At 64.7% G+C, this 25,042-nt stretch carries 27 protein-coding genes; 4 read left to right on the top strand and 23 right to left on the bottom strand.

The genetic code is table 11. From position 1 onward, the window contains the following. Positions 1-4: 4 nt before the first annotated feature. The 3 genes from AC07PQ_RS27620 to AC07PQ_RS27610 all read right to left on the bottom strand — a co-directional run bounded on the left by AC07PQ_RS27620 (position 5) and on the right by AC07PQ_RS27610 (position 3,514). Positions 5-1,348 (bottom strand): MFS transporter, encoded by a 1,344-nt coding sequence (locus AC07PQ_RS27620; protein WP_493186487.1) that lies wholly within the window; start codon positions 1,346-1,348, stop codon positions 5-7. 87 nt (positions 1,349-1,435) lie between these two features. Further along, complete coding sequence (locus tag AC07PQ_RS27615) at positions 1,436-2,623, bottom strand: M20 aminoacylase family protein (RefSeq protein WP_007922066.1); 1,188 nt, start codon at positions 2,621-2,623, stop codon at positions 1,436-1,438. A gap of 78 nt (positions 2,624-2,701) precedes the next feature. Further along, a complete protein-coding gene (locus AC07PQ_RS27610) occupies positions 2,702-3,514 on the bottom strand; it encodes a phytanoyl-CoA dioxygenase family protein (protein ID WP_007922061.1) in 813 nt (270 codons plus the stop codon). Positions 3,515-3,626: 112 nt separating this feature from the next. Between AC07PQ_RS27610 and AC07PQ_RS27605 the strand changes: the two genes are divergently transcribed. Next, positions 3,627-4,544, top strand: a complete 918-nt coding sequence (locus AC07PQ_RS27605) for a LysR family transcriptional regulator (RefSeq protein WP_007922060.1) — start codon at positions 3,627-3,629, stop codon at positions 4,542-4,544. A gap of 62 nt (positions 4,545-4,606) precedes the next feature. Continuing rightward, positions 4,607-5,506 carry a LysR family transcriptional regulator gene (locus tag AC07PQ_RS27600; RefSeq protein WP_007922059.1) on the top strand — a complete coding sequence of 300 codons (900 nt, stop codon included), beginning with the start codon at positions 4,607-4,609 and terminating at the stop codon, positions 5,504-5,506. 6 nt (positions 5,507-5,512) lie between these two features. Here the strand turns inward: AC07PQ_RS27600 and AC07PQ_RS27595 are convergent, their stop codons facing one another. From AC07PQ_RS27595 to ccmA, 11 genes are all read right to left on the bottom strand, one after another. Next, positions 5,513-6,655 carry a hypothetical protein gene (locus AC07PQ_RS27595; protein ID WP_493186488.1) on the bottom strand — a complete coding sequence of 381 codons (1,143 nt, stop codon included), beginning with the start codon at positions 6,653-6,655 and terminating at the stop codon, positions 5,513-5,515. A 128-nt stretch (positions 6,656-6,783) separates the two neighbouring features. Next, positions 6,784-7,185, bottom strand: coding sequence for a hypothetical protein (locus AC07PQ_RS27590; RefSeq protein WP_493186489.1), 402 nt, complete (start codon positions 7,183-7,185; stop codon positions 6,784-6,786). A gap of 11 nt (positions 7,186-7,196) precedes the next feature. Further along, complete coding sequence (gene ccmI / locus AC07PQ_RS27585; protein WP_053260138.1) at positions 7,197-8,399, bottom strand: c-type cytochrome biogenesis protein CcmI; 1,203 nt, start codon at positions 8,397-8,399, stop codon at positions 7,197-7,199. Next, positions 8,396-8,866, bottom strand: a complete 471-nt coding sequence (locus AC07PQ_RS27580) for a cytochrome c-type biogenesis protein (protein WP_007922049.1) — start codon at positions 8,864-8,866, stop codon at positions 8,396-8,398. The genes ccmI and AC07PQ_RS27580 overlap by 4 nt, the downstream gene beginning before the upstream one ends. Next, positions 8,863-9,399, bottom strand: coding sequence for a DsbE family thiol:disulfide interchange protein (locus AC07PQ_RS27575; RefSeq protein ID WP_007922047.1), 537 nt, complete (start codon positions 9,397-9,399; stop codon positions 8,863-8,865). Before AC07PQ_RS27575 ends, AC07PQ_RS27580 begins: the two co-directional genes overlap by 4 nt. Next, the gene (locus AC07PQ_RS27570) at positions 9,396-11,384 is read right to left on the bottom strand and encodes a heme lyase CcmF/NrfE family subunit (protein ID WP_007922045.1); all 1,989 of its coding nucleotides are present in this window, start codon (positions 11,382-11,384) and stop codon (positions 9,396-9,398) included. The genes AC07PQ_RS27575 and AC07PQ_RS27570 overlap by 4 nt, the downstream gene beginning before the upstream one ends. 3 nt (positions 11,385-11,387) lie before the next feature. Further along, entirely contained in the window at positions 11,388-11,843 is a 456-nt protein-coding gene (ccmE, locus tag AC07PQ_RS27565; protein ID WP_009047728.1) for a cytochrome c maturation protein CcmE, read from the bottom strand. Continuing rightward, positions 11,840-12,016, bottom strand: a complete 177-nt coding sequence (gene ccmD, locus AC07PQ_RS27560) for a heme exporter protein CcmD (protein ID WP_007922041.1) — start codon at positions 12,014-12,016, stop codon at positions 11,840-11,842. Before ccmD ends, ccmE begins: the two co-directional genes overlap by 4 nt. Continuing rightward, positions 12,013-12,768 (bottom strand): heme ABC transporter permease, encoded by a 756-nt coding sequence (locus AC07PQ_RS27555; protein ID WP_493186490.1) that lies wholly within the window; start codon positions 12,766-12,768, stop codon positions 12,013-12,015. The genes ccmD and AC07PQ_RS27555 overlap by 4 nt, the downstream gene beginning before the upstream one ends. A 76-nt stretch (positions 12,769-12,844) precedes the next feature. After that, on the bottom strand, positions 12,845-13,513 hold the full coding sequence (gene ccmB, locus AC07PQ_RS27550) for a heme exporter protein CcmB (protein WP_007922033.1): 669 nt from the start codon (positions 13,511-13,513) through the stop codon (positions 12,845-12,847). Continuing rightward, positions 13,510-14,145 (bottom strand): cytochrome c biogenesis heme-transporting ATPase CcmA, encoded by a 636-nt coding sequence (ccmA, locus tag AC07PQ_RS27545; protein ID WP_007922031.1) that lies wholly within the window; start codon positions 14,143-14,145, stop codon positions 13,510-13,512. Before ccmA ends, ccmB begins: the two co-directional genes overlap by 4 nt. 198 nt (positions 14,146-14,343) lie before the next feature. Here ccmA and fliK point away from each other — a divergent pair, with 198 nt between their 5' ends. Together fliK and AC07PQ_RS27535 are read left to right on the top strand one after the other, a co-directional pair. Next, the gene (fliK, locus tag AC07PQ_RS27540; RefSeq protein WP_493186491.1) at positions 14,344-15,915 is read left to right on the top strand and encodes a flagellar hook-length control protein FliK; all 1,572 of its coding nucleotides are present in this window, start codon (positions 14,344-14,346) and stop codon (positions 15,913-15,915) included. After that, positions 15,912-16,241, top strand: a complete 330-nt coding sequence (locus AC07PQ_RS27535; protein WP_053260133.1) for an EscU/YscU/HrcU family type III secretion system export apparatus switch protein — start codon at positions 15,912-15,914, stop codon at positions 16,239-16,241. The genes fliK and AC07PQ_RS27535 overlap by 4 nt, the downstream gene beginning before the upstream one ends. 110 nt (positions 16,242-16,351) lie before the next feature. On the opposite strand, the gene AC07PQ_RS27530 is transcribed toward AC07PQ_RS27535, so the two are convergent. The 9 genes from AC07PQ_RS27530 to AC07PQ_RS27490 form a co-directional block, all read right to left on the bottom strand. Then, positions 16,352-16,744 (bottom strand): DUF2802 domain-containing protein, encoded by a 393-nt coding sequence (locus AC07PQ_RS27530; RefSeq protein WP_037033950.1) that lies wholly within the window; start codon positions 16,742-16,744, stop codon positions 16,352-16,354. Further along, positions 16,745-17,227, bottom strand: coding sequence for a chemotaxis protein CheW (locus AC07PQ_RS27525; RefSeq protein WP_007922496.1), 483 nt, complete (start codon positions 17,225-17,227; stop codon positions 16,745-16,747). Between the two features lie 78 nt (positions 17,228-17,305). Then, a complete protein-coding gene (locus AC07PQ_RS27520; protein WP_007922497.1) occupies positions 17,306-18,202 on the bottom strand; it encodes a CheW domain-containing protein in 897 nt (298 codons plus the stop codon). Between the two features lie 84 nt (positions 18,203-18,286). Then, positions 18,287-19,075: a ParA family protein gene (locus tag AC07PQ_RS27515; protein WP_007922498.1), complete on the bottom strand. Its 789-nt coding sequence runs from the start codon at positions 19,073-19,075 to the stop codon at positions 18,287-18,289. 50 nt (positions 19,076-19,125) lie between these two features. Beyond that, positions 19,126-20,010, bottom strand: coding sequence for a flagellar motor protein MotD (gene motD / locus AC07PQ_RS27510; RefSeq protein ID WP_007922499.1), 885 nt, complete (start codon positions 20,008-20,010; stop codon positions 19,126-19,128). Positions 20,011-20,025: 15 nt separating this feature from the next. Further along, complete coding sequence (locus AC07PQ_RS27505) at positions 20,026-20,766, bottom strand: flagellar motor protein (RefSeq protein ID WP_007922500.1); 741 nt, start codon at positions 20,764-20,766, stop codon at positions 20,026-20,028. After that, complete coding sequence (locus AC07PQ_RS27500) at positions 20,766-21,896, bottom strand: protein-glutamate methylesterase/protein-glutamine glutaminase (RefSeq protein ID WP_007922501.1); 1,131 nt, start codon at positions 21,894-21,896, stop codon at positions 20,766-20,768. Before AC07PQ_RS27500 ends, AC07PQ_RS27505 begins: the two co-directional genes overlap by 1 nt. A 49-nt stretch (positions 21,897-21,945) precedes the next feature. Next, positions 21,946-24,237: a chemotaxis protein CheA gene (locus tag AC07PQ_RS27495; RefSeq protein WP_007922502.1), complete on the bottom strand. Its 2,292-nt coding sequence runs from the start codon at positions 24,235-24,237 to the stop codon at positions 21,946-21,948. Positions 24,238-24,249: 12 nt separating this feature from the next. Continuing rightward, positions 24,250-25,038 carry a protein phosphatase CheZ gene (locus AC07PQ_RS27490; protein ID WP_007922504.1) on the bottom strand — a complete coding sequence of 263 codons (789 nt, stop codon included), beginning with the start codon at positions 25,036-25,038 and terminating at the stop codon, positions 24,250-24,252. Positions 25,039-25,042: the final 4 nt, after the last annotated feature.

The following is a 25,042-nucleotide window of genomic DNA, read 5'->3' as shown; positions in this document are numbered from 1 at the left end:
GGGCTCAAGCCGCAGCCTGATCGATGTCTTCACCGGTGCGGTCGCGAATCCACAGCAACACCAGGGTGGACAAGGCGACCGTCGCCATCATGTACCAGGCCGGCGCCAGCGCCTGCTCGGTCACCTGCAGCAGCCAGGTGACAAAAAACTGGGCGAAGCCGCCAAACACCGAGACCCCGATACCGTAGGCCGCCGCCATGCCGGTGGTGCGCACCGACTTGGGGAACATCTCCGGCAACATGGTGATGCCCGGCACCGTCTGCAGGGTCAGCAACACCGAGAGCAGGCCGATGATCAGCAGCAGGTTGAACAGGCTGGGGGCGGCGATCAGCCACTGGAAACACGGCACTATCACCACCAGGGTCAGCAGGCGCGAGCAGAAAATCACCCGCTTGCGCCCACAGCGATCGGCCAGCCAGCCCACCAGCGGCGACAACACAAAACAGACCGCCCCCACCACCACGCTGGCCAGCAGGCTGGAGGTGGTCGGCAGGCCCAGCACCCTGGCGGCATAGGCCGGCATGTAAAAGGCGATGATCTGGGTCGAGACCATGGCCCCAAGCATCAGCAGCACGCTTTTGCCCAATGCCCGCTTGTGCTGGCCGAACAGCTCGCGCAGCGGACTGCTGCGGGCCGCATGTTCCCTGGCCTGCTGGCTGTGGGCAGTCGACAGCCCGACCACCAGGGTGTCTTCCAGATGGCGACGGATGTACCAGCCCACCGGGGCGGTGAGCATGCCGATGAAAAACGGCACCCGCCAACCCCACTCGTTCATCGCCTGTTGATCCAGCCCCGCCACCAGCGCCGCAACCATGATCGCGCCGAGGAAGATCCCCAGCGACTGGCTGCCGAACTGCCAGCTGGCATAAAAACCCCGTTGCGATGCGGGGGCGTGTTCCACCAGCAGGGTGGTCGCCGCCCCCACTTCGCCACCGGCGGCAAAACCCTGGATCAGTCGCGCCAGCGCCATGATCAGGGGCGCGGCCATGCCGATCTGGCCATAGGTCGGGGTCAAGGCCATCAGGCCGCAGCCCAGGCCCATCAGGAACAGGGTCAGGGTCATCGCCGAGCGACGGCCGAAGCGGTCGGAGTAGGAACCGATCAGCAGCGCGCCGATCGGGCGCATCAGGAAACCCACGCCAAAGGTCGCGGTGGTCAGCAGCAACTGCCCGTAAGCGGACGCCGCAGGGAAAAACAGCGGCCCGATAAACAGCATCAGAAAGCTGAACACCGTGAAATCGAAAAACTCCAGGGCATTACCGATAGTGGTACCGACAATCACCCGCCGACGGGAAACACACAGATTCGTCGCCGCAACCGGCGCGAAGGATTCGGAAACAACGGCCATGACATTCTCCTTGCAGACAAGGGCTACGCACCCACGACCGGCCGGGCCCGAACAGGCCCGGCCGGAGCGATCACCAGAGGCTGCAAGTCAGTCGACCGGCTCGAGAAAGGCACTCACCAGCTTCACCCAGTAGCTGGCGCCGTAAGGCAGGCAGGCGTCATTGAAGTCATAGGCCGGGTTATGCAACAGACAGCCGCCCGCCGTCCCTTCGCCGTTGCCCATGATCAGGTAGCTGCCGGGGCAGGCTTGCAGCATGAAAGAGAAATCCTCGCTGCAGGTCATCGGCTGCATATCGGCGACCAGCCCCTCCTCGCCCAGCCACTCCAGGGCCACCGCCCGCGCCAGGGCGGTTTCCCGCGGGTGGTTGTAGAGCACCGGGAACGCGTTGGCGCTGACCGTGACCTCGGCAGTCGCGCCGAATGCCTGGGCCTGGGCGTGGGCCAGCGCCTCGATGCGCTGTAGCAACAGCTCACGGGTCGTCTCTTTCAATGCCCTGACCGTCACCGCCAGTTCGACGCGAGTGGGAACCACCGACGAACTGCTGCCGCCGTGAATCGCCCCGACCCCGACCACGCCCATTTCCAGGGGCGGCAGGTTGCGCGCCACCACCGTCTGCAACGCCATGACCAGCGAGGCCGCGGCGACTATCGGGTCGACCGTGTCCTGGGGCATGGCGCCGTGACCGCCACGGCCATTGATGCCAATCGTCACGGTGTCGGCCGAGGCCATGAACGGCCCGGGGAGAAAACCGAACTTACCCACCGGCAACCCCGGCCAATTGTGCATGGCAAAGACCGCATCGCAGGGAAACAGCTGAAACAGCCCATCCTCGATCATCTTCCGCGCGCCCACATGCCCTTCCTCGGCGGGCTGGAAGATCAGGCGCACAGTGCCATCGAAGTCGATGCTCTGGGCCAGGCACTGGCCGGCGGCCAGCAGCATCGCGGTATGCCCGTCATGGCCACAGGCATGCATCTTGCCGTCATGCCGACTGGCATAGGGCAAGCCGCTGGTTTCCAGGATCGGCAAGGCGTCCATGTCCGCGCGCAGGCCGATGACCCGGTTGCCCCGGCCCTTGCGCAACGACGCCACGACGCCGGTGCCGGCCAGCCCGTGGTGAACCTCATAACCCCAGCCGCGCAGCTTGTCGGCGACCAGGCGGCTGGTTTCGAACTCCTCGTAGCTCAGTTCAGGATGGGCGTGCAGATGCTGGCGCAGCGCAACCATGGGCGTCGTCAGCTCGCGTATCTCAGGCAGGATCGTTGGGCTCGGCATGGGTTTCTCCTCAGCAGTGATAGATGGCCTGATCGTCGGCTGAGACGCTGTCAGGCTCTTGTAGGTCTTTCAGGCAGATCAGGCTGGCGGCCAGATCTGTGGGAACCAGTCCTGGCGCAGGCGCTGGCCTGCTTGCATACCGTGGTCAGGGTACGGCGGCGATGTCCTGCCAGGGCGCTCGGCATAACGCACGTCCTCGCCCAGCCAGCGCAGCGACAGCACGCGCCGGCGGGCCTGGCTGAGATTGCCGCGTGCGCCGTGCACGGTGCGGAAGTCGAACAGCACCGCGTCCCCCGGCTCCATCTGCCACTCCAGCACCTGCATGCCGGGGTCGACATCCGGGTCCGGCACCGGCCGATAGCGGCTGACATCCTCGTAAAAGCTGCTGTCGTCCTTCCAGCGCAGCGGCAGCACCCATTGCGGCCAGAGGTGGGAGCCGGCGATCAGGCGCAAGGTCGCCTCGCGCACCGGGTCCACCGGGATCCACAGGCTGACGGTCTGCTCGCCATCGAGAAAGTAATAGGGAATGTCCTGGTGCCAGGGTGTCGGCTTCTGGGTGCCCGGCTCCTTGACCAGTACATGATCGTGAAAGAACTGCGCACTGGGCGACTGCATCACCGCTGCCGCAATCGCCGCCGCGGGCGACTCACGGACCATGGCAACGAATTCGGGAATGCGCTCCCAGTTGCAGTAATCGTCGAAAAAACCACCCGGCTCGCCGGCCGCCACCACGTTGGTGGCATAGGGGCCCGGCTCGCGCTGGTTACGCTCGATACCTGCGGCGATCGACCCGACCCAGTCCTTGAACACACCACGTAGACAAATGGCGCCATCGCGTTGAAAAGCCGCGATATCCGCCGCTGATACCAAAGGGCTGACTGACCTGTTCATAGGGGCTCCTGCGTGACGGCCGCCATGATCGCGGCGACCACCGCCAGACTATTGCCCCAGGCTCATCCAAAAATAAAATAATATGATCCGATCTGGCTCCTCGGAATTTCTTATGAAGATCAGTCTGCGCCACCTGCGCTGCGCCCTGGCGGTCACCCGCCACGGCAACATCACTCAGGCCGCCGAGCATCTGAACGTATCGCAGCCGGCGGTCTCCGCCGCCCTCAGCGAACTGGAAGGACACCTGGGGCAAGTGCTGTTCATTCGCCAGCGCGGACAGGGAGTGACGCTGACGCCGTTCGGCCGCCTGGCGATGGACAAGGCCCAGCAGATAGTGGCCGGCGTGCATGAGCTGGAACGCCTGGCGGACCACGACGACACCTTGTCCGGCGAACTGATGCTGGCCTGCTTCGAGGACCTGGCGCCCTATTGCCTGCCGCAGCTGTTGCGCGGCCTCAAGGAACGCCACCCGGCGATCGAGGTGACGATTCGCGAATACGGCTTCGACCAGATCGGCAAGCAATTGAGCAACGGCAGCCTGGACGCCGCGCTGAGCTATGACCTGGGCTTGCCGGATGGGGTACAGAGCACAGTGCTGTGCGAACTGTCGGCCCATGCGCTATTGCCGGCCGAGCATCCCCTGGCCGGTCACCGCGAGGTCAGCCTGCGCCAGCTCTGCGATTACCCCCTGGTGCTGACCGAACAGGCCTACAGCTGGCAGCATTTCCTCGACCTGTTCCGCTTCCATGGCTTGCAGCCGCAAAACTTCAGCAAGACCTATTCTTTCGAACTGCAGCGCGGGCTGGTGGCCAACGGCTTTGGCGTGGCCGTGGCCTATACCCGGCCTTTCGGCGACCACAGCTATGACGGGCGGCCGCTGGCGATCCGGCCGATTGCCGAACCGCTGCCGCTGCAACGCATCGTGCTCGCCCAGTCTCGGGCCCGCAGCCATTCGCCGCTGGTCAACGCCCTGCGGGAACAGGCCCGGCAATGGTTCGGCGAAAGCCCGGGGTTTGGCTGGCACCCATAAGCGGCGCCGCGGCTCGACGGCGTTCCACACAACACTCGATCGTTCACACACAAGGAGTCCCAATGGACCGGCTGGCAGCCATGCAAACCTTCGTTCATGTGGTGGAAAGCGGGTCCTTTTCCGCCGCCGCCCGGCTTCTGGATATCGGCCAGCCGGCCGTATCGAAAACCATCGCCCAGCTGGAGGCGCGGCTGGCGGTGCGGCTGTTGCTGCGCTCGACCCGCGGCCTGACGCCCACCGAGGCCGGCATGGCGTTTTTCGAGCGCGCCAGGCGGGCCCTCGAAGAGGCCGACGAAGCCGATCTCGCGGCGCGCGGAGCCGGTACGGGGCTGCGCGGCACGCTGCGAGTCTGCGCCGCGGTGACCTTCGCCCGCCTGCACATCGTGCCGCACCTGGGGACCTTTCTCGAACACCACCCCGAGCTCGACATCGACGTGGTGCTGGATGACCGCAATATCAATCTGGTGGAGGCCGGCATCGACGTCGCCCTGCGCATGGGCCCCTTGAGCGACTCCGGGCTGACCGCGCGGCGGATCGGCGAATGCCGGCGCGTGGTATTGGCCACCCCGGACTACTTCGCCCGCCACGGCGAACCCGCCTGCCCCGCCGACCTGAGCAAGCACCAGGCGATCGTCTACAGCCTCGGCGGCGGTGCCCACTGGCGCTTCGAACGGGGCGACGAACAGCAATCGGTGACGGTCCGCGGGCGGATTCGCGTCAGCGCCGCAGAGGGGTTGCGCGAGTCGGTGCTGGGCCATCAGGGGCTGACCATGGCCTCGCAATGGATGTTCGCCCCCGAGCTGGCCAGTGGCACGGTGCGCGAAGTGATGTCGGACTGGACGCTGCCCCGCCAGGAGCTATGGGCGGTGTTCCCTACCGGGCGGCTGACCAGCGCCAAGGCCCGGGCCTTCGTCGAGTTTGTCCAGCAGCTGCTGGCCCGCCCGGATGCCACTCAAGGTTGAGCGACGTCAGATTCGCCCACGTACCAGCACTTCGACCTTGGCCGCCTCGCCCCAGCGTTGGACCCGTTCGATCAGCGCAGGGTCGGTTTCGCCCACCAGATACAAGGTTTCGATCGATTGGGCAGCCGCCCACTCGACAAACCCGCACTGCTCGAAGGTGTCGATAGCCGCCAGCTGGAACTCGTTTTCGTAGAAGCCGGGCACCACGGCGACCTGGGCATCGACGGCACTGACTTCAGGCAGGAACGGACAGGCCAGGTGCACCACGTCCCACTTCGCCACGCGCCAGTTGCGCAGCGCTTCGTCGAAGCGGCTGCGGGCGCCGCGGACAAACCCCAGGCCATCGATCACCATGCGCCGGTTGATGATCATCCACACTTTGCGTTTGCGCGGGGCCTTGAGCAGCACCTCGCCGGTGACCTTCGAGGCGCGCAGGGCCAGGGCGAACACCAGCAATACTGGAACGAAGTAGCGATAAACCGTCTCCGTCTCGGTGGCGCGGGTCAGCTCATACAGCCTGGAAACCTCGCCCCGGGCCTTGCGCTGGTCGCCCAGGGTTTCATCGAGGCGGCCGAGCCAGGCCAATACGGGCGGCGCCGAATACCGGGCGCGAAGCTCATCCAGCGCCTGGACCACCGTCCCCACCGAGAGCGCCGTCAGCCGCTCCTGCGCCGTTCTCTCCAACGTGGCAAAACGCTGACAGAGCTCGTTCACCTGCGCGGCATCGGCGGCGCTATAGAGAGTCGCGGCGGCACGGCAATGCTCCGGCCCCAACAGATCGTCGATCTCGGCCTTGAGGCGCCTCTGGGTCGAGGCTTCATGGGACTCGGCCAGTCGATAGTCGCTCTGGAACCATTCGGTCCTGACGCTCTGGGTCTCGCCGATCAGCGCCAGCGACGCCAGCAACAGCCAGCCGTAGTCCACGCGCTTCCAGCCGATCTCGCCCAGGGGAAAGACCGAGATGAAGCTCCAGCAGAAGAAGTAGTAGAGGAAGATGAACAGCACCAGCAAATACACCGGTGCCAGGGAGAAGTAGATCAGCTGCGGCACTTCGACATCGGCGAAGCCATGCAGGGCGAGCAGCACAGCGACAACACAGAGCCCGAAGGCCATGGGCGCGAAATAGGGTTTGTTCAGGCTTTTCTTCATCGGGCGCTCGGATGGCGATACTCAGGAACACCCCGGGGTATCGGCCATCCAACCGACCGCTTGAACCGGACTCGCCCGCGGTCCGCTCAGTGGTCGCCGCTTACGGGGAGGAGCTTACTGAGAGCCGCTTACTGGAACTGGCGCCCCAGGCCCGACGGCACGCCGTGGATATCGGTCTCTTCCCATGGCCCGTCGGGGCTGATGGAACGGCTCCAGCCGTTGTTCCAGCGGTAGTAGGTGCGCTGGCGGTAGAAGGTGTTGGTCTGGTTATCCAGCACATAGACGCCCAGGCGCGGATCCCAGTGGCTGTTGCCGCCCGGTGGCGGCGCGAAGCTCGCGGAAGTGCGCGGCAACGGCTTGGCCGGCTTGATCGGCGTGGCGGGTTTGCTCGGGGGGCCGGGCGTCGGCTTGGTAGTGGGTTGCGCGGGTGGAATCGGTGGCAGCGTCTCGGGTGGCGTCGGCTGCTGGACCGCACAGGCGCTCAACCCCAGGACCAGTGTTAACAGGGTGATACGAGCAATGGCGGTCATGGCGGCTTCTCTTATTTATCCGGGCTGTCGATGGTCAGTTGTTGCGGCGCGGTGGTGCTGCTGGCCAGGGGCTTGCTGCGACCGACCCACTCGCCGGCAGTCGGTTGGCCGGCGCGGGAAATGCGTGCAACCAGTTGGACTTCCGGGAAGTTCGACAGTTTCAACTGCGGCATCATCGCGTCGGCATCCCCCAGCTCCACCGTCACCGGCAGGTCGGCCACGGTCAGGCGCTTGGCCGCCAGTGGCGCCGGCGGCCCGGAAGTGGCGCGGGCAAAGATGAACACGCTGTCGCCCGGCTGCACCTTGGCTTTCAGCTCGGCGGCCAGGTCGACACGCACCTTGAGCAGCGCGGCGGCCTTGGGCGCGGGCGCCTGGGCCACTTTGCCGCCGCTGGCCAGCAGCTTCTCGGTGGCCCGGTCGATACCGCCCTGCAGCGCGGCGCGCGAGTTGTCGTCCGCCGGCAATTGCGCCAGCAGGCGGTTCCAGTAATCGATGGCCTCTTGATAACGCTCGCCTTCGAAGGCGGCGATGCCCAGCAGGCCGAGGCTGGTGACTTCCTTCGGATCGGCCTTCAGCGCTTCGTCGGTCAGGGCCTGGACCTTGTCCGACCACCGCTTGCCGTCGGCGAAATACTGCGCCTGCGCCCACTGGCCGAGCAGTTCCGGCTGGCGCCCGGCCAGGGCCACGGTGCGCTCGAAGATCTTCGCCGCATCCGCCGGGCGGTCCTGGGCCATGTAGGTACGACCGAGGAAGTACAGGCCCTCGGCGGAATCCGGCTGGGCGGCGACCGCGCGCTCGAGGCGGCGGGTCATCTCTTCCATGGATTGCGGGGCCTGGGCGAATTCACGGGTCAGCTCGACCTTGTCGCTGGCGCCGAAATGCAGGTAAAGGCCCAGGCCCAATAGCGGCACCAGCAGCGCCGCCAGCAATGGCAGCGGCTTGCCCAGGCGCGATACCCCAGCCAGTTCCGCGCCCTCGGTGTCGGCCAGCAATTCGCGCGCGGCTTCGGCGCGGCCGCTGTCCATCTGCTCGGCGCTGAGCACGCCTTCGGCCTGCTGGCCTTGCAGCTCAGCCACGCGTTCTTGATAAAGCGCCACGTTCAGCGCGGTACGATCCTCTTCACGCTGGGCGCGACGGCCGCGTAGAACCGGGATCAGCAGAAAACTCAGGGCTACCAGGAGCAGCAGGCCTGCGGCGAGCCAGAAATCAATCATTCGCGGTCTTTATCCAACAGTTGGTCGAGGCGCTGACGCTCCTCGGCGGAAAGTGTGCTCGGGTTGTCGCTGCGCTGCACGCGCCGACGCCGGACGATCACGGCGATGATCACCACGCCCCCCAACAGCAGGCCGGCGGGGCCGAACCAGAGCAAGGCGGTCTTGCCGGTCAGGGCCGGCTTGTAGCGCACGAAGTCGCCATAGCGGTCGACCATGAAATCGATGATCTGCTGGTTGTCCTTGCCTTCGCCGAGCATGCGGAAGATCTCCTTGCGCAAGTCCGCGGCGATCGGCGCATTGGAGTCGGCGATGTCCTGGTTCTGGCACTTGGGGCACCGCAGCTCTTTGGTCAACTCGCGAAAGCGCTCGCGCTCGGCGTCGTTGGCGAATTCGTAGGTATCGATCGCGGCGTGGGCCACGCCAGCGATACTCAGGCCCAGGACGGCCGCGGCCAGCCAACGCTTCATGGCTTGGCCTCGTCGGCCAGGGCCTGATACTTGGCAGCCAGCTTCTCGCGCCACACCGTTTCGTCGATCACCCCGACGTATTTGTCGCGGATGATGCCCTTGGCGTCGATGAAGAAGGTTTCCGGCGCGCCGTACACCCCGAGGTTCAGGCCCAGGGTGCCCTCCTCGTCGCGAATATCCAGCTGATAGGGGTTGTGGAATTCGACCAGCCACTTCAGGGCGTCGGCGTTGACGTCCTTGTAGTTGACGCCGTAGATGGTCACGCCCTGCTGCGCCAGCTTGTTCAACACCGGGTGCTCGACCCGGCAGGAAATGCACCAGGTGCCCCAGACGTTGACCAGCGCCGGCTTGCCCAGCAGGTCGGCGCGGGTCAGGGTCTTGTCGCCCTGCACCGACGGCAGGGAGAACTCCGGGAACGGCTTGCCGATCATCGCCGACGGCAGCTCGGCCGGGTCCAGGTACAACCCGCGGTACAGGAACACCGCCACCAGCAGGAACAGCGCCAGCGGCAACAACATTATCCAGCGTCTCATGCAGTGGCTCCTGTCATGCCCAGGGCTTCGCGCACCCGGGTCTTCACCTTGACCCGGTAACGCCGGTCGAGGGCCGCCAGCAGGCCGCCGAAACCGGTGAGCAGGCCGCCGAACCAGATCCAGCGCACGAACGGCTTGACGTGCACCCGCACGGCCCAGGCGCCATCACCCAGCGGCTCGCCGAGGGCGACGTAGAGGTCACGGGTGAAACCGGCGTCGATGCCAGCCTCGGTCATCACCGAGTTCTGTACCGTGTAGAGGCGTTTTTCCGGGTGCAGCACAGCAACCTCCTTGCCGTCGCGGACCACTCGCACCGTGCCCTTGTCGGAGGTGAAGTTGGGGCCTTCGAAATGTTTGGCGCCCTCGAAGATGAAGTGATAACCGGCCAGGTCCATGGACTCGCCCGGCTCCAGGCGCAGGTCGCGCTCGGCGCTGTTCTGGCTCGACAGCACCACGCCCAAGGCGCAGACCGCGATGCCCAGGTGCGCCAGTTGCATGCCCCAGTAGCTGCGGGTCAGGCCCGGCAGGCCCTTGACCAGGCCTTTGTGGCGGGTCTTGTCGAAGATGTCGCGGACCCCGGCGAGCAACACCCAGGCCGCCAGCATGAAGGTCGCCAGCACTGCCCAGTTGAAGTCGCCGTAGACGATACCGGCCACCACCGCCAGTGCGGCGCTGCCCAGCAGCACCGGGGTCAGCATGCTTACCAGCCATTTCACCGGGGTGTCTTTCCAACGCACCACCACGCCCACCGCCATCACCACCATCAGCAGCGCCATCAGTGGAATGAACAGCGCATTGAAGTACGGCGGGCCGACCGACAGCTTGGCCCCGGTCAGGGCGTCCAGTACCAGCGGGTACAGGGTGCCCAGCAGGATCATCGAGGCCGCCACCACCAGCACCAGGTTGTTGCCCAGCAGCAGGGTTTCCCGCGACCACAGGTTGAAGCCGACCTGACTCTTGACCACCGGCGCGCGCAGGGCGAACAGGGTCAGCGAACCACCGACCACGAACAGCAGGAAGATCAGGATGAACACGCCGCGCTCAGGGTCCGAGGCGAAGGCGTGGACCGAGGTCAGCACCCCGGAACGCACCAGGAAGGTCCCCAGCAGGCTCAGGGAGAACGCGGCGATGGCCAGCAGCACGGTCCAGCTCTTGAACACGCCGCGCTTTTCGGTGACCGCCAGCGAATGGATCAACGCGGTGCCCACCAGCCACGGCATGAACGAGGCATTTTCCACCGGGTCCCAGAACCACCAGCCACCCCAGCCGAGTTCGTAGTAGGCCCACCAGGAGCCGAGGGTGATACCGATGCCGAGGAATGCCCAGGCGACTATGGTCCAGGGCCGCGACCAGCGCGCCCAGGCCGCGTCCAGGCGACCGCCAAGCAAGGCTGCGATGGCAAACGCGAAAGCCACGGAGAAACCGACATAGCCCATGTAGAGCATCGGCGGGTGCACGATCAGGCCGATGTCCTGCAGCAGCGGGTTGAGGTCACGGCCGTCGCCGGGCACCTGCGGCAGAATCCGCGCGAAGGGGTTGGAGGTGACGATCAGGAACAGCAGGAAGCCGGTGCTGATCATGCCCATCACCGCCAGCACCCGCGCCAGCATCACTTGCGGCAACTGCCGGGAGAACACCGACACGGCGAAGGTCCAGCCCCCGAGGATCAGCGCCCAGAGCAACAACGAGCCCTCGTGGGCACCCCATACCGCGCTGAACTTGTAGTACCAGGGCAAGGCGCTGTTGGAGTTGCTGGCGACATAGGCCACCGAGAAATCGTCGACCATGAAGGCATAGGTCAGGCAGCCGAAGGCAAATGCGAGAAAGGTAAACTGCCCCCAGGCCGCAGGCTGCGCCAGGCCCATCCACAGACGGTCGCCGCGCCAGGCGCCGAGCAGCGGCACCACGGCCTGGACCAGGGCAAAACACAGGGCCAGGATCATCGCCAGATGGCCGAGCTCGGGAATGAAGATTGCGGATGTCATCGCTCAGCCCTCCTTGGCCGGAGCCGGCGCCATTTGCCCACTGTCTTTCAGGGCCTTGGTCACTTCCGGCGGCATGTACTTCTCATCGTGCTTGGCCAGCACTTCGTCGGCCACCACCACGCCATCGGCGTTGAGCTTGCCCAGGGCGACGATGCCCTGCCCTTCGCGGAACAGGTCCGGGAGGATGCCGCGGTAGGTGATGGTCACGGCCTTGTTGAAGTCGGTGACCACGAAGCGCACGTCCAGCGAGTCCGCCGAGCGTTGCAGCGAGCCCATCTGCACCATACCGCCGGCGCGGATCCGCGTGTCATGGGGGGCTTCGCCGTTGGCGATCTGGGTCGGGGTGTAGAACAGATTGATGTTCTGTTGCAGGGCGCTCAGCGCCAGGCCGACGGCAACGCCCACGCCGCCCAGCACACCGAGGATGATCAACAGACGCTTTTTACGCAGCGGATTCACTGATTGTTCTCCCGGCGCAGACGACGCGCCTCTTGTTGCAGGTAACGCTTGCGGGCCAGCAACGGCACCGCCACGTTGAGGATCAGCACCACCAGGCAGATGCCGTAGGCTGACCAGACATACAGGCCATGATGGCCCATGGCGAGAAAGTCGGCGAAGGACGAAAAACTCATGATGCCGCCTCCAGGCTGTTCTGCACTTCGGCCCTGACCCAGCTGGCGCGGGCTTCGCGCTTGAGCACTTCGAGACGCATGCGCAGCAACAGCACGGCGCCGAAGAAACAATAGAAGCCCAGCACGGTCAGCAACAGCGGCAGCCACATCTCGACGGGCATCGCCGGCTTTTCGGTGAGGGTGAAGGTCGCGCCCTGGTGCAGGGTGTTCCACCACTCCACCGAGTATTTGATGATCGGGATGTTGATCACCCCGACGATGGCCAGCACCGCGCAGGCCTTGGCCGCACTGTCGCGATTGCTGATGGCGTTGCCCAGGGCAATCAGGCCGAAGTACAGGAACAGCAGGATCAGCATGGAGGTCAGGCGCGCGTCCCAGACCCACCACGAGCCCCAGGTCGGCTTGCCCCAGATGGCCCCGGTGACCAGCGCCACGGTGGTCATCCAGGCACCGATGGGCGCCGCGCATTGCAGGGCGACGTCGGCCAGTTTCATCTTCCACACCAGGCCCACCACCCCGCACACCGCCAGCATCACGTAGATGGACTGGGCCAGCATGGCGGCGGGAACGTGGATGTAGATGATGCGAAAGCTGTTGCCTTGCTGATAGTCCGGCGGCGCGAAGGCCAGGCCCCAAACGACGCCGACGGTGATCAGCAGCAAGGCTGCGATGCTCAGCCAGGGCAACAGCTTGCTGCTGATGCCGTAAAACCACTTGGGCGAGCCGAGCTTATGAAACCAGGTCCAGTTCATACTGTTTCCATCACGGGTGCCGCGCGTTGTCACGCACAGCCAGGGTCTTTACTGATCAAAATTTGATCAGACCTCATTATTCGCCGACGCTGATCTTCAGGCCAGCCGCTATTGCAAAAGGTGTCAGCGTTACTGCCAGGGCGGTCAGGCTCCCAAGCCACAGCAGGTAACCGGTCGCCGGCATACCCTGCAAGGCCGCCTGCAAGGCGCCGCTGCCGAGAATCAATACCGGGATGTACAGGGGCAGGATCAGCAGCGCCAATAACAGGCCGCCACGCTTGAGTCCTACCGTCAACGCCGCGCCCACCGCTCCCAGCAGGCTGAGCACCGGAGTGCCCAACAGAAGGGACAGCAACAGCACCGGCAGACAGGCTGTGGGCAGACCGAGCATCAGTGCCAACAGGGGCGCAAGCAATACCAGTGCCAGGCCGGAAAAGGCCCAGTGTGCCAGCACCTTGGCCAGAACCAGAAGAGGCAGGGGGTGCGGCGAAAGGACCCACTGCTCCAGGGATCCGTCCTCGAAATCACTGCGAAAAAGCCCGTCCAGCGAGAGCAAAACCGATAATAAGGCCGCTACCCAGACTAGCCCTGGAGACAAGGTTTGCAACAATTGTGTCTCAGGTCCCACCGCCAACGGGAACAGTGAGACAACGATGGCGAAAAACACCAGCGGGTTGGCCAGTTCGGCGGGACGGCGGAACAGCAGCCGGGATTCGCGGGCAACCAGCAGTCCGAAAACACTCATACGGCCCAATGCCCCAGATCGATGTCGCGATAGCCGGCCGGCAGGCGGCTCAGTGTGTGGTGGGTGGTGAGGATCACCATGCCGCCGCGTTCGCAGTGGCCGGCCAGGTGTTCTTCCAGTTGCGCCACGCCCTGTTTGTCCAGGGCGGTGAAGGGTTCGTCGAGAATCCACAGCGGCGGGCTGTCCAGGTACAGCCGGGCCAGCGCCACCCGGCGCTGCTGGCCGGCGGACAGGGTGTGACAGGGCACATCCTCGAAACCGCGCAGGCCGACCGCCGCCAGGGCCTGCCAGATCGCCTCGCGATCGGCAGGCTGATGCAGGGCGCAGAGCCAGCTGAGGTTTTCCTCGGGGGTCAACAGGTCCTTGATCCCCGCCGCATGGCCGATCCACAACAGGTTGCGCGCCAGCTCCGCGCGCTGGGCGTTGAGCGGCTGGCCGTTGAGCAGCACCTGGCCGCTGGTCGGCTGCATCAGCCCTGCCAGCAGGCGCAACAGGCTGGTCTTGCCGCTGCCGTTGGGACCGCTGATCTGCAACATGTCGCCGCTGGCCAGACGCAGTTCGAGCTTTTCGAAGAGCAGCCGCAGGTCGCGCTCACAGGCAAGCGCTACGGCTTCTAGAAGAGGACTGGTCAAATGATCGCGGGCCTTTACGGTTCAAGTCGGCGGTGGAGCAGCCGTTAAAGAGATGCAGAATAAACGCATCGGCGGCCTGTTCCAGAGAGCTGCGTCAAACTTTTGCGATGTTTTCGCCACGCTCCCCGAAGACGGGCGGCATTATACATGCGATGCCCTACTCTCAAGAGGGCTTATTTCTCCACAGGTTGTGTCCAGATGACAGGCGAAATCACCCTTCCTCCGCTGCCCCAACTGACGCCGGGAACCGTGCGCGCGCTGCCGATCAGCGGTGAGCTGCTCAAGTTGCTGCAGCCCCTGGAAGGCCTGATCGCCGCCGGCCAATCGGCCAAGGCCGAAGTACTGTCGCTCAAGCAGGCGGACCAGACGTTCCAACTGTTGCTCAAGCTGACCCTCGACAGCGGCCGGCAGACCACCGTCCAGGCCACCAGCAACCAGCCGCTGCCCCTGGGCACCAGCCTGGCGGTGACCCAACCCTCGGCCGGCAACCTGGCCATCACCGTGCAGCAGGCGATTGCCGCCAGCGTCGCCACCCTGACCCGCCTCGACACCGCACAGCTTCCCGTGGGCACCCTGCTGCAGGGCAAGGTGCTGACCACCCAGCTACAACCCCAGGCAGCCGGACAACCGGCGGTCTACCGCTCGCTGGTGAGCCTGTTCAACACCGCCCTGATCGGCAGCACCCTGAGCATCGACAGCCCGCAACCCCTGCGCATCGGCAGCCTGCTGAGCGCCCTGGTGCAAGGCTCGCAGAGCTTGAGCTTCGTGCCGCTGAGCGGGCGCCAGGAGCAACTGGCGATCGCCCAGCAACTGGCCGCCCAGCAAAGCCGCCAAGCCTCGCTGACGGGCCTGATCAATGCGTTGCAGAACCTGCCGCCCTCCGACGACACCTCCAGCGAACTGCGCGCCGCGGTGGACAAACTGCTCGCCGGCCTGCCCGACCTGCAGCAACTGAGCAACCCCAAGGCGCTGGCCCAGGCCCTGGGCAACAGCGGCGCCTTCCTCGAATCGCGGCTGCTGGCCGGCGACAATCCGGCCCTGGCGGCTGACCTGAAAGGCAACCTGCTGCGCCTGATCGCCCAGATAACCCCGGGCCTGCCGGCCAGCACCAGCTTCAACGCGATCATTGCCGCCAACACCCTGGCCCAGGTGCTGCCGAGCTTCGTGCGCAGCGCCCTGGGGACCCTCGGCCAGGTCAGCGCCAAGCCCCAGCCCGGTGGCTTCCCCCTGCCCTCGCGGCTGCTGCAAAGCCTTGAGGAGGAAGGCGACCTGGAACACCTGCTGCGCCTGGCCGCGGCCGCTGTTTCGCGCCTGCAGAGCCATCAGCTGGCGAGCCTGGAACAGAGCGGCCTGACCGATGACGGGCGGCTGCTGACCACCTGGCAACTGGAGATCCCGATGCGCACGATGCAGGACGTCGTGCCCCTGCAGGTCAAGTTCCAGCGCGAAGACCCGGCGGAAAAACCGCCCGAGGAAAAACGCGAGGAACGCGAACCGAAACAGCAGCTGTGGCGCGTCGAACTGGCGTTCGACCTCGAGCCCCTGGGCCCGCTGCAGGTGCAGGCGCAATTGCTCAAGGGCCGCCTGTCCAGCCAGCTCTGGGCGCAGCGGCCATTTACCGCGAGCCTGATCGAAAGCCATCTGGGCAGCCTGCGTGAACGGCTGCTCGCGTCCGGCCTGGATGTGGGCGATCTGGACTGCCATCTCGGCACACCGCCGCAGGGCCCGAAAACCCGACTGGAACAACGCTGGGTCGATGAAACCGCATGAATAATCCCAACCCGCCACGCCAGGCCATCGCCCTCAAGTACGACGGCCAGCACGCCCCCACGCTGACCGCCAAGGGTGACGACGAACTGGCCGAAGCCATCCTGAAAATCGCCCGCGACTGTGAAGTGCCGATCTATGAGAACGCCGAGCTGGTGAAACTGCTGGCGCGCATGGAACTGGGCGACAGCATTCCCGAGGAGTTGTACCGGACCATTGCCGAAATCATCGCCTTCGCCTGGAACCTCAAGGGCAAGTTCCCGGCCGGGCATGAGCCGCAGGAAGCGGCGCTGGAGAAAGATGTGACGGAAAGCGGGGAGGATTACTGATCTGTAGCCGCTGCCGCAGGCTGCGATCGGCCGGTACGGCCGCAGGGATCTCAGGATCGCTGAAGGCCTTCGGCCTTGGCGCAGCCTGCGGCAGCGGCTACAGAGGGATTTCAGCTTTTGTGCAACTTACTCATCAACTCAGCCTCGGCCTGGGTCAAGCCGCAGGACTGAGTCAGTTCGTCGACGCTGGCGCCCATGCCCACCAGGCGCGCGGCCTGGGCGAAGGACAAGCTCGACGGATCGCGCTGCTCCAACTGGGCCAGCTTGTCCGGCAACGGGCCGACCACCGCGCGCAGCTCATGCAGGTCTTCACCCATGCGCACCGTACCGTTCTGGTAATCGTCGACGCGCTTGGCCAGGTCCTTGATGCGCTGATCGCGCAGCGCATCGCCCTGGGCCTGCTGGGCGGCGATCTGCCGCTGAGCGCGAATATAGGCCAGGAACATCGCCAGTGTGCCTGCCCAAAAGAGGAACAGGACAATAACCGCAACCTCGAGAATCAATCAGATACTCTCCAGTTCCGACCACTCTTCTTCGCTCATCATCTTGTCCAGCTCAACCAGAATCAGCAGCTCGCCGTTCTTGTTGCACACGCCCTGGATGAACTTGGCCGACTCTTCGTTACCGACGTTCGGCGCGGTCTCGACTTCCGACTGACGCAGGTAAACCACTTCCGCCACGCTGTCGACCATGATCCCGACCACTTGCTTGTCGGCTTCGATGATCACGATACGGGTGTTGTCATTGACCTCGGTGGGCACCAGGCCAAAACGCTGGCGGGTGTCGATCACGGTCACCACGTTGCCGCGCAGGTTGATGATGCCCAGCACGTAGCTCGGGGCACCCGGTACCGGTGCGATCTCGGTGTAGCGCAGGACTTCCTGCACGCGCATCACGTTGATGCCGTAGGACTCGTTATCCAGCTTGAAGGTTACCCATTGCAGGATCGGATCTTCGGAACTCTGTGCAGACGACGACTTATTCATACCCCTGACCCCTCAAAAAACCGTTGGAAACGGTGTGTGTTCTGTGTGGCCGCACCGTCGGCGCAGCCTGTTGTTGGTCTATATCGGCTTCGGCGCCGGTTTACTGATAGCCATGTGTTTCGCACCGCCGCTGGCGATCAGTTCGGCCAGCTCGGAAACGTCCAGCAGCGCGCACATATGCTCGATGACCGTGCCCGCCAGCCATGGCCGCTGGCCACGGTGGCTGCGCCATTTGATTTCGTTCGGGTCCAGGCGCAACGAGCGGCTGACCTGATGCACCGCCAGCCCCCACTCGTAGCCCTGGACCGAGATCACGTATTGCAGGCCCTGGCGGAAGTCGTCGCGGTAGCGATCCGGCATCACCCAGCGCGCGGTATCCAGCACCTTCAGGTTGCCGGCCTGGCTCGGCAGGATCCCGAGGAACCACTCCGGCTGACCGAACAGCGGCGTCAGTTCATGCCCCGCCAGGGAGTAGATCGACCCCAGGCAGACCAGCGGCACCGCCAGGGTCAACCCGGCGACATCGAACAGCAGGCACTCGAAGGGTTCCGCCGCCCAGCTCGGCCGGTCGTCACCCGCCACCGGGGGCGGCGTGCTGCTTGGCGGCCGATGCACCTCGACCACCGGTTCGACCAGGCCTTGCAACAAGGGCGCAACGGTCGACAAGGTGGCCGGCAATGGCGCGGGCGCCTCCAGCACGGGGGCGACCACCGCTTCCTCGACCCGCACTACCGGCGCGACAACCGCAGCCGGCGCAGGCTGGGCCTGGGCATCGCGAGCCTGTTCTTCGAGCACCGCGGCCTGGAACTCATCCAGTACCTCGCTCGACACTGCCACCTCTGCAACGGCTGCCTGAACCTGCGGCAGCGCCTCGGGAACCGCGAATTCTTCTTCGGTGGCGTCCTGCAGCAACGCGTCCAGGTAGGACTGCAGCGCCAACTGCGGCCGGGACGTGACGTCGACAGGACGGTTCATAAGGATGCCCACGGATAAAACCCAGCACAGTGACCTGTAGGGTTTATCGGCCAGACCGGCAGCAGACTTGAATGCTCCGCCACGTCAGGCCACCTGCGGGACAAGTTGCTGGGCCAGCAGGTGCTTGAGCAAGGCGCGATAGGCCAGTACGCCGCGGCTCTTGCCGTCGAACTGCGAAGGTGTCAACCCGGCCCGGCTGGCATCGCGCAGGCGCGTATCGACCGGGATATAGCCTTGCCAGATCTCATCCGGGAACTTGTCGCGCAGCACCCGCAAGGTGCCCAGGGACGCCTGGGTGCGGCGGTCGAACAGGGTCGGCACGATGCTGAACGGCAGCGCCTGTTTGCGCGAGCGGTTGATCATCGCCAAGGTATTGACCATGCGCTCCAGGCCCTTGACCGCCAGGTGCTCGGTCTGCACCGGGATCACCAGTTGCTGGCTCGCCGCCAAGGCATTGACCATCAGCACGCCGAGCAACGGCGGGCTGTCGATCACCGCATAGTCGAAATCCTGCCACAGCTGCGCCAGGCTCTTGGCGATCACCAGGCCCAGGCCGCTCTGCCCCGGCGACTGGCGCTCCAGGGTAGCCAGCGCGGTACTCGAGGGCAGCAGGGAAATACGTTCGTCGCTGGTCGACAGCAGCAACTGCCCGGGCAAGCCCTCGGGAACGCTGCCCTTGTGCAGGAACAGGTCGTAGTTACTGTGTTCCAGGCTGTCGGGGTCATAGCCGAAATAGCTGGTCATGGAGCCGTGGGGGTCGAGATCGACCACGACCACGCGCTTGCCCGCCTCGGCCAGCAACCCGGCTAAAGCGATGGAACTGGTGGTCTTACCGACGCCACCCTTTTGATTGGCAACTGCCCAGACTCTCATTCAGATTGTTCCTCCCGGCAAGCACGGGCCCACCGAGAAATAGCACCCAGTTATAAAGCCGGTGACGGAGAATTGACGGCACTCTCGCGTCCCGGCGTCTTGACTGACGTAGGTGCAGTTTGTGTGCCAGCCCGCTTCAATGCCGCATCCGGTGTTGCATGGGCGGTGCCGGTGCCCGTCAGGCTGCGGCGTACGTCGAGATTGCGCGACACCACCAGCACCACCCGACGGTTGCGGGCACGGCCATCGGCCGTCGCGTTATTGGCTACCGGCTGGAACTCGCCGTAGCCCACCGAAGCCAGGCGCTGCGGATTGACCCCCTGCATCGCCAGCATCCGCACGATGCTCGCCGAGCGGGCCGACGACAGTTCCCAGTTGGTCGGGTACTGCGCGGTCTGGATCGGCTGGTTGTCGGTAAAGCCCTCGACGTGAATCGGGTTGTCGAAGGGTTTGAGGATCGCCGCCACCTTGTCGATGATGTTGAACGCCAGGTCGCTGGGCATGGCATCGCCGCTGCCGAACAACAGGCTGGAGTTGAGTTCGATCTCGACCCACAGCTCGTTGCCGCGCACGGTCATCTGGTTGGAACTGATCAGGTCGCCAAAGGCCGCGCTGATATCGTCGGCGATGCTTTTCAGCGGATCGCTGGCACCGGCGATACCGGCGTCGGTCTGCTCGCTGTCCTTGACCAGCGGCTTGGCCGGGGTCACGGTCTGGGGCCGCTCCTCACCGATGGGAATCGGTTTGAGGGCGCGGTCCGAATCGGTGAACACACCGATCAGCGCTTCGGAAATGACCTTGTACTTGCCCTCGTTGATCGAGGAGATCGAGTACATGACCACGAAAAAGGCGAACAGCAAGGTGATGAAGTCCGCGTAGGACACCAGCCAACGCTCGTGGTTGACGTGTTCTTCATGCCGGCGACGACGGGACATAGTCCATTACCCCCATCAATCCATGAAGCCTTGCAGCTTCAACTCAATGGAACGAGGGTTTTCACCTTCGGCAATCGACAGGATTCCTTCAAGCAACATTTCGCGATAACGCGACTGCCGCAAGGCTATGGACTTGAGCTTGGCGGCGATCGGCAGCAACACCAGGTTGGCGCTGGCCACGCCGTAGATGGTCGCGACGAAGGCCACGGCGATGCCGCTGCCCAGCTGCGAAGGGTCGGCCAGATTGCCCATCACATGGATCAGGCCCATGACCGCACCGATGATACCGATGGTCGGCGCGTAGCCGCCCATGCTTTCAAAGACCTTGGCCGCCTCAATGTCGCGGCTTTCCTGGGTGTAGAAATCCACCTCCAGGATACTGCGGATGGATTCCGGCTCGGCGCCGTCCACCAGCAGTTGCAGGCCCTTGCGCGAATAGGTGTCGGGCTCGGCATCGGCCACGCCTTCCAGGCCCAGCAGGCCTTCCTTGCGGGCGGTCAGGCTCCAGTTGACGACGCGGTCGATGCCCCCGGGCAGGTCGACTCGCGGCGGAAACAGGATCCAGCCGAGGATCTGCATCGCGCGCTTGAAGGCGCTCAGCGGCGATTGCAGCAACGCCGCACCGATGGTCCCACCCAGCACGATCAGCGCCGCCGGACCATTGGCCAGGGCCGACAGATGACCGCCTTCCAGGTAGTTGCCACCGATGATGGCGACGAACGCCATGATGATCCCGATGAGGCTTAGAACATCCATCAGAGACAGGCCTCGACCAGATGCTTGCCGATGTCGTCCAGGCCGTACACCGCATCCGCCAGCTCCGCCTTGACGATCGCCATCGGCATCCCGTAGATCACACAGCTCGCCTCATCCTGGGCCCAGACCGCGCTACCGCCCTGTTTGAGCAGGCGCGCGCCTTCGCGACCGTCGGCGCCCATGCCGGTGAGGACCACCGCCAGAACTTTGTCGCCGTAGGACTTGGCCGCCGAACCGAAGGTGATGTCCACGCACGGCTTGTAGTTCAGGCGCTCGTCGCCCGGGAGGATTTTCACCGCGCCACGGCCGTCGACCATCATCTGCTTGCCGCCCGGTGCCAGCAGCGCCAGGCCCGGACGCAGGATGTCGCCGTCCTCGGCTTCCTTGACGCTGATCCGGCAAAGCTTGTCCAGGCGCTCGGCGAACGCCTTGGTGAAGGCCGCCGGCATGTGCTGGATCAGCACGATCGGCGCCGGAAAGTTGGCCGGCAACTGGGTCAGCACCCGCTGCAGCGCCACCGGGCCACCAGTGGAGGTACCGATGGCCACCAGTTTGTAGGCCTTGCGCTTGGGCGCCGGCGACGACGCGCCAGCGGCCGGCGTACGGGCGGGAATCGGCGTCGCCGCCGGGCGCGCCGTGGCCGTGCCGCCGAAACTGCCGGTGCTCGTTGGCGCAGGCTTCGGTGTCGCCGCCGGTTGTGGCGCCGGCGTACTGTAGCTGCTGAAACGACGGTTACTGCGCGAGATGCTATGGACCTTCTCGCACAGCAGTTGCTTGACCTTCTCGGGATTGCGCGAGATGTCTTCGAAGTTCTTCGGCAGGAAATCCACCGCGCCGGCATCCAGCGCATCCAGGGTTACCCGGGCGCCTTCATGGGTCAGCGAGGAGAACATCAATACCGGTGTCGGGCAGCGCTGCATGATGTGCCGCACGGCCGTGATGCCATCCATCATCGGCATCTCGTAGTCCATGGTGATCACGTCCGGCTTGAGCGCCAGCGCCTGATCGATCGCCTCTTTGCCGTTGGTCGCGGTACCGACGACCTGGATATTGATATCCGCTGAAAGAATTTCCGAGACGCGGCGGCGGAAAAAACCCGAATCATCCACCACCAGGACCTTGACTGCCATAAACACTCCGTTAGGCGGGGCAAGGCAAATGGCCCCGCCCCTCCGGTATTCAAATACGCCGTGCGGCGTAACGCTTGAGCATGCTCGGAACATCGAGAATCAGGGCGATGCGGCCGTCACCGGTAATGGTGGCGCCCGACATGCCTGGAGTCCCCTGGAGCATCTTGCCCAATGGCTTGATGACGACTTCTTCCTGGCCGACCAGTTGATCGACGACGAAGCCGATCCGCTGGGTGCCGACCGAAAGGATCACCACATGGCCTTCGCGCTGCTCTTCGTGAGCGGCGGAACTGACCAGCCAGCGCTTGAGGTAGAACAGTGGCAGCGCCTTGTCGCGGACGATCACCACCTCCTGGCCGTCGACCACGTTGGTGCGCGACAGGTCCAGGTGGAAGATTTCGTTGACGTTGACCAGCGGGAAGGCGAACGCCTGGTTGCCCAGCATCACCATCAGGGTCGGCATGATCGCCAGGGTCAGCGGCACCTTGATGACGATCTTCGAACCCTGCCCCTTGGTCGAGTAGATGTTGATCGAACCGTTGAGCTGGGAAATCTTGGTCTTCACCACGTCCATGCCCACGCCGCGGCCGGACACGTCGGAGATCTCGGTCTTGGTCGAGAAGCCCGGGGCGAAGATCAGGTTGTAGCACTCGGTGTCGCTCAGGCGATCGGCGGCATCCTTGTCCATCACCCCACGCTTGACCGCAATGGCGCGCAGGACGTTCGGGTCCATGCCTTTGCCGTCGTCGGAGATCGACAGCAGGATATGGTCGCCTTCCTGCTCGGCCGCCAGCACCACCTTGCCGCCACGGGACTTGCCCGCTTCCTCGCGCTCTTCCGGCGACTCGATACCGTGGTCGACGGCGTTGCGCACCAAGTGCACCAGCGGGTCGGCCAGGGCCTCGACGAGGTTCTTGTCGAGGTCGGTCTCTTCGCCGACCAGCTCCAGGTTGATCTCTTTCTTGAGCTGGCGGGCCAAGTCGCGAACCAGGCGCGGGAAGCGCCCGAAGACCTTCTTGATCGGCTGCATCCGGGTCTTCATCACCGCGGTCTGCAAGTCGGCCGTGACCACGTCGAGGTTCGACACGGCCTTGGACATGGCTTCGTCGCCGCTGTTGAGCCCCAGGCGCACCAGGCGGTTACGTACCAGCACCAGCTCGCCGACCATGTTCATGATTTCGTCCAGCCGCGCGGTATCGACCCGCACGGTGGTTTCGGCTTCGCTGACCGGCTTTTCCGCCGGGGCGGCAGCCGGAGCACGAGCAGGCGCCGGAGCAGCGGCTGGAGCCGGTTTTGGCGTTTCGGCCTTGGCTTCGGGCTTCTTCACCGCTGGCTTGGCGACGGCGGCAGGCGCCGGAGCCGTGACGGCCGTTGCGCTACCCACGGTCGCCGCGGCAGCGGGCACTTCAGAGAACTTGCCCTTGCCATGCAGCTCGTCGAGCAGGGATTCGAATTCCTGGTCGGTGATCAGGTCGCTACCGGCGGCGGCCGCGCTTGGCGCAGCCGGCGGTACCGCCGCTGCTACCGCGGAGTCCAGCGCATCGACCGCAAAGTTGCCTTTGCCATGCAGCTGATCCAGCAGGGCTTCGAACTCGTCATCGGTGATTTCGTCGCTGGCCGCGGTTTTTTCCGCAGCCGGCGCCGTGGCCGAAGGGGCCACCGCATCCGGTGCGAACTGGCCCTTGCCATGCAATTGATCGAGCAGCGACTCGAACTCGGCGTCGGTGATTTCGTCGCTGGCCGCTTCGCTGCCGGCGGCGGGTGCCGCGGGAGCAACAGCAGCCGGGGCTTCGGCCTCGGCCTTGGCGGCATTGAGCGAATCGAGCAACTGCTCGAACTCGCTGTCGGTGATATCGCCGGACTCGCTTTCGGTCGATTCGGCGACCGGCTCGGCAACGGCTTCAACAACTGCCTCAACGTCGGCCACCGGCGCGGCGACCTCCTCGGCCCCCGCAGGCTCGGCCAGACGGGCCAGGGCAGCCAGCAGCTCCGGAGTGGCGGCGGTGATCTCGGTACGCTCGCGCACCTGGCCGAACATGCCGTTCACCGCGTCCAGCGCTTCGAGCACTACGTCCATCAGTTCCGCGTCGACGCGACGCTCACCCTTGCGCAGGATGTCGAACACGTTCTCGGCGATGTGGCAGCACTCCACCAGCTCGTTGAGCTGGAGGAAGCCGGCGCCCCCTTTTACAGTGTGAAAACCGCGAAAAATTGCGTTGAGCAGATCCGCATCGTCCGGCCGGCTTTCCAGCTCGACCAGTTGTTCGGACAGTTGCTCTAGAATCTCGCCGGCCTCAACCAGAAAATCCTGAAGGATTTCTTCATCGGCGCCGAAGCTCATGTATGGGTGCTCCTAGAATCCAAGGCTGGAAAGCAAATCGTCGACATCGTCCTGACCGGATACAACGTCTTCACGTTTATCGGCATGAATCTGCGGACCTTCACCCTTGGCCAGATGTTTTTGCGGATCTTTTTCAGCGAGGATCGATTCACGGTCATGTTCGATGCCGGCAAAACGATCGACCTGGCTGGCCATCAGGACCAGTTTGAGCAGGTTGCTCTCGACTTCGGTGACCAACTGGGTCACGCGTTTGATCACCTGACCGGTCAAGTCCTGGTAGTCCTGCGCCAGCAGAATGTCGTTGAGGTTGCTCGATACCGCGCGCGTGTCTTGCTCGCTGCGGGTCAGGAAACCGTCCACCCGGCGGGCCAGGTCGCGGAATTCCTCGGCGCCCAGTTCGCGGCGCATGAAACGCCCCCAATCGGCGCTCAGGGCCTGGGCTTCGCTGCTCAGGCCATTGACCAGCGGGGTCGCGCTCTCGACCAGATCCATGGTGCGGTTGGCCGCGGCCTCGGTCAGCCTGACCACATAGGACAGGCGCTCGGTGGCATCCGTGATCTGTGAAACTTCCTCGGCTTGCGGCATATGCGGGTCAATCTGGAAATTGACGATGGCGCTATGCAGCTCGCGGGTGAGCTTGCCGACCTCCTGGTACAGGCCGCGATCACGGGTCTGGTTGAGCTCATGGATCAGTTGCACGGCTTCGCCGAACTTGCCTTTTTCAAGGCTGTCGACCAGTTCGAGTGCGTGTTTTTTCAGGGTCGATTCGAAATCGCCCAATGAAGATTCGTTGTGCTCCATAGCT

Source organism: Pseudomonas sp. GW821-FHT09E12 (assembly GCF_059416085.1).
This window is presented reverse-complemented; position numbering and strand designations above follow the sequence as displayed.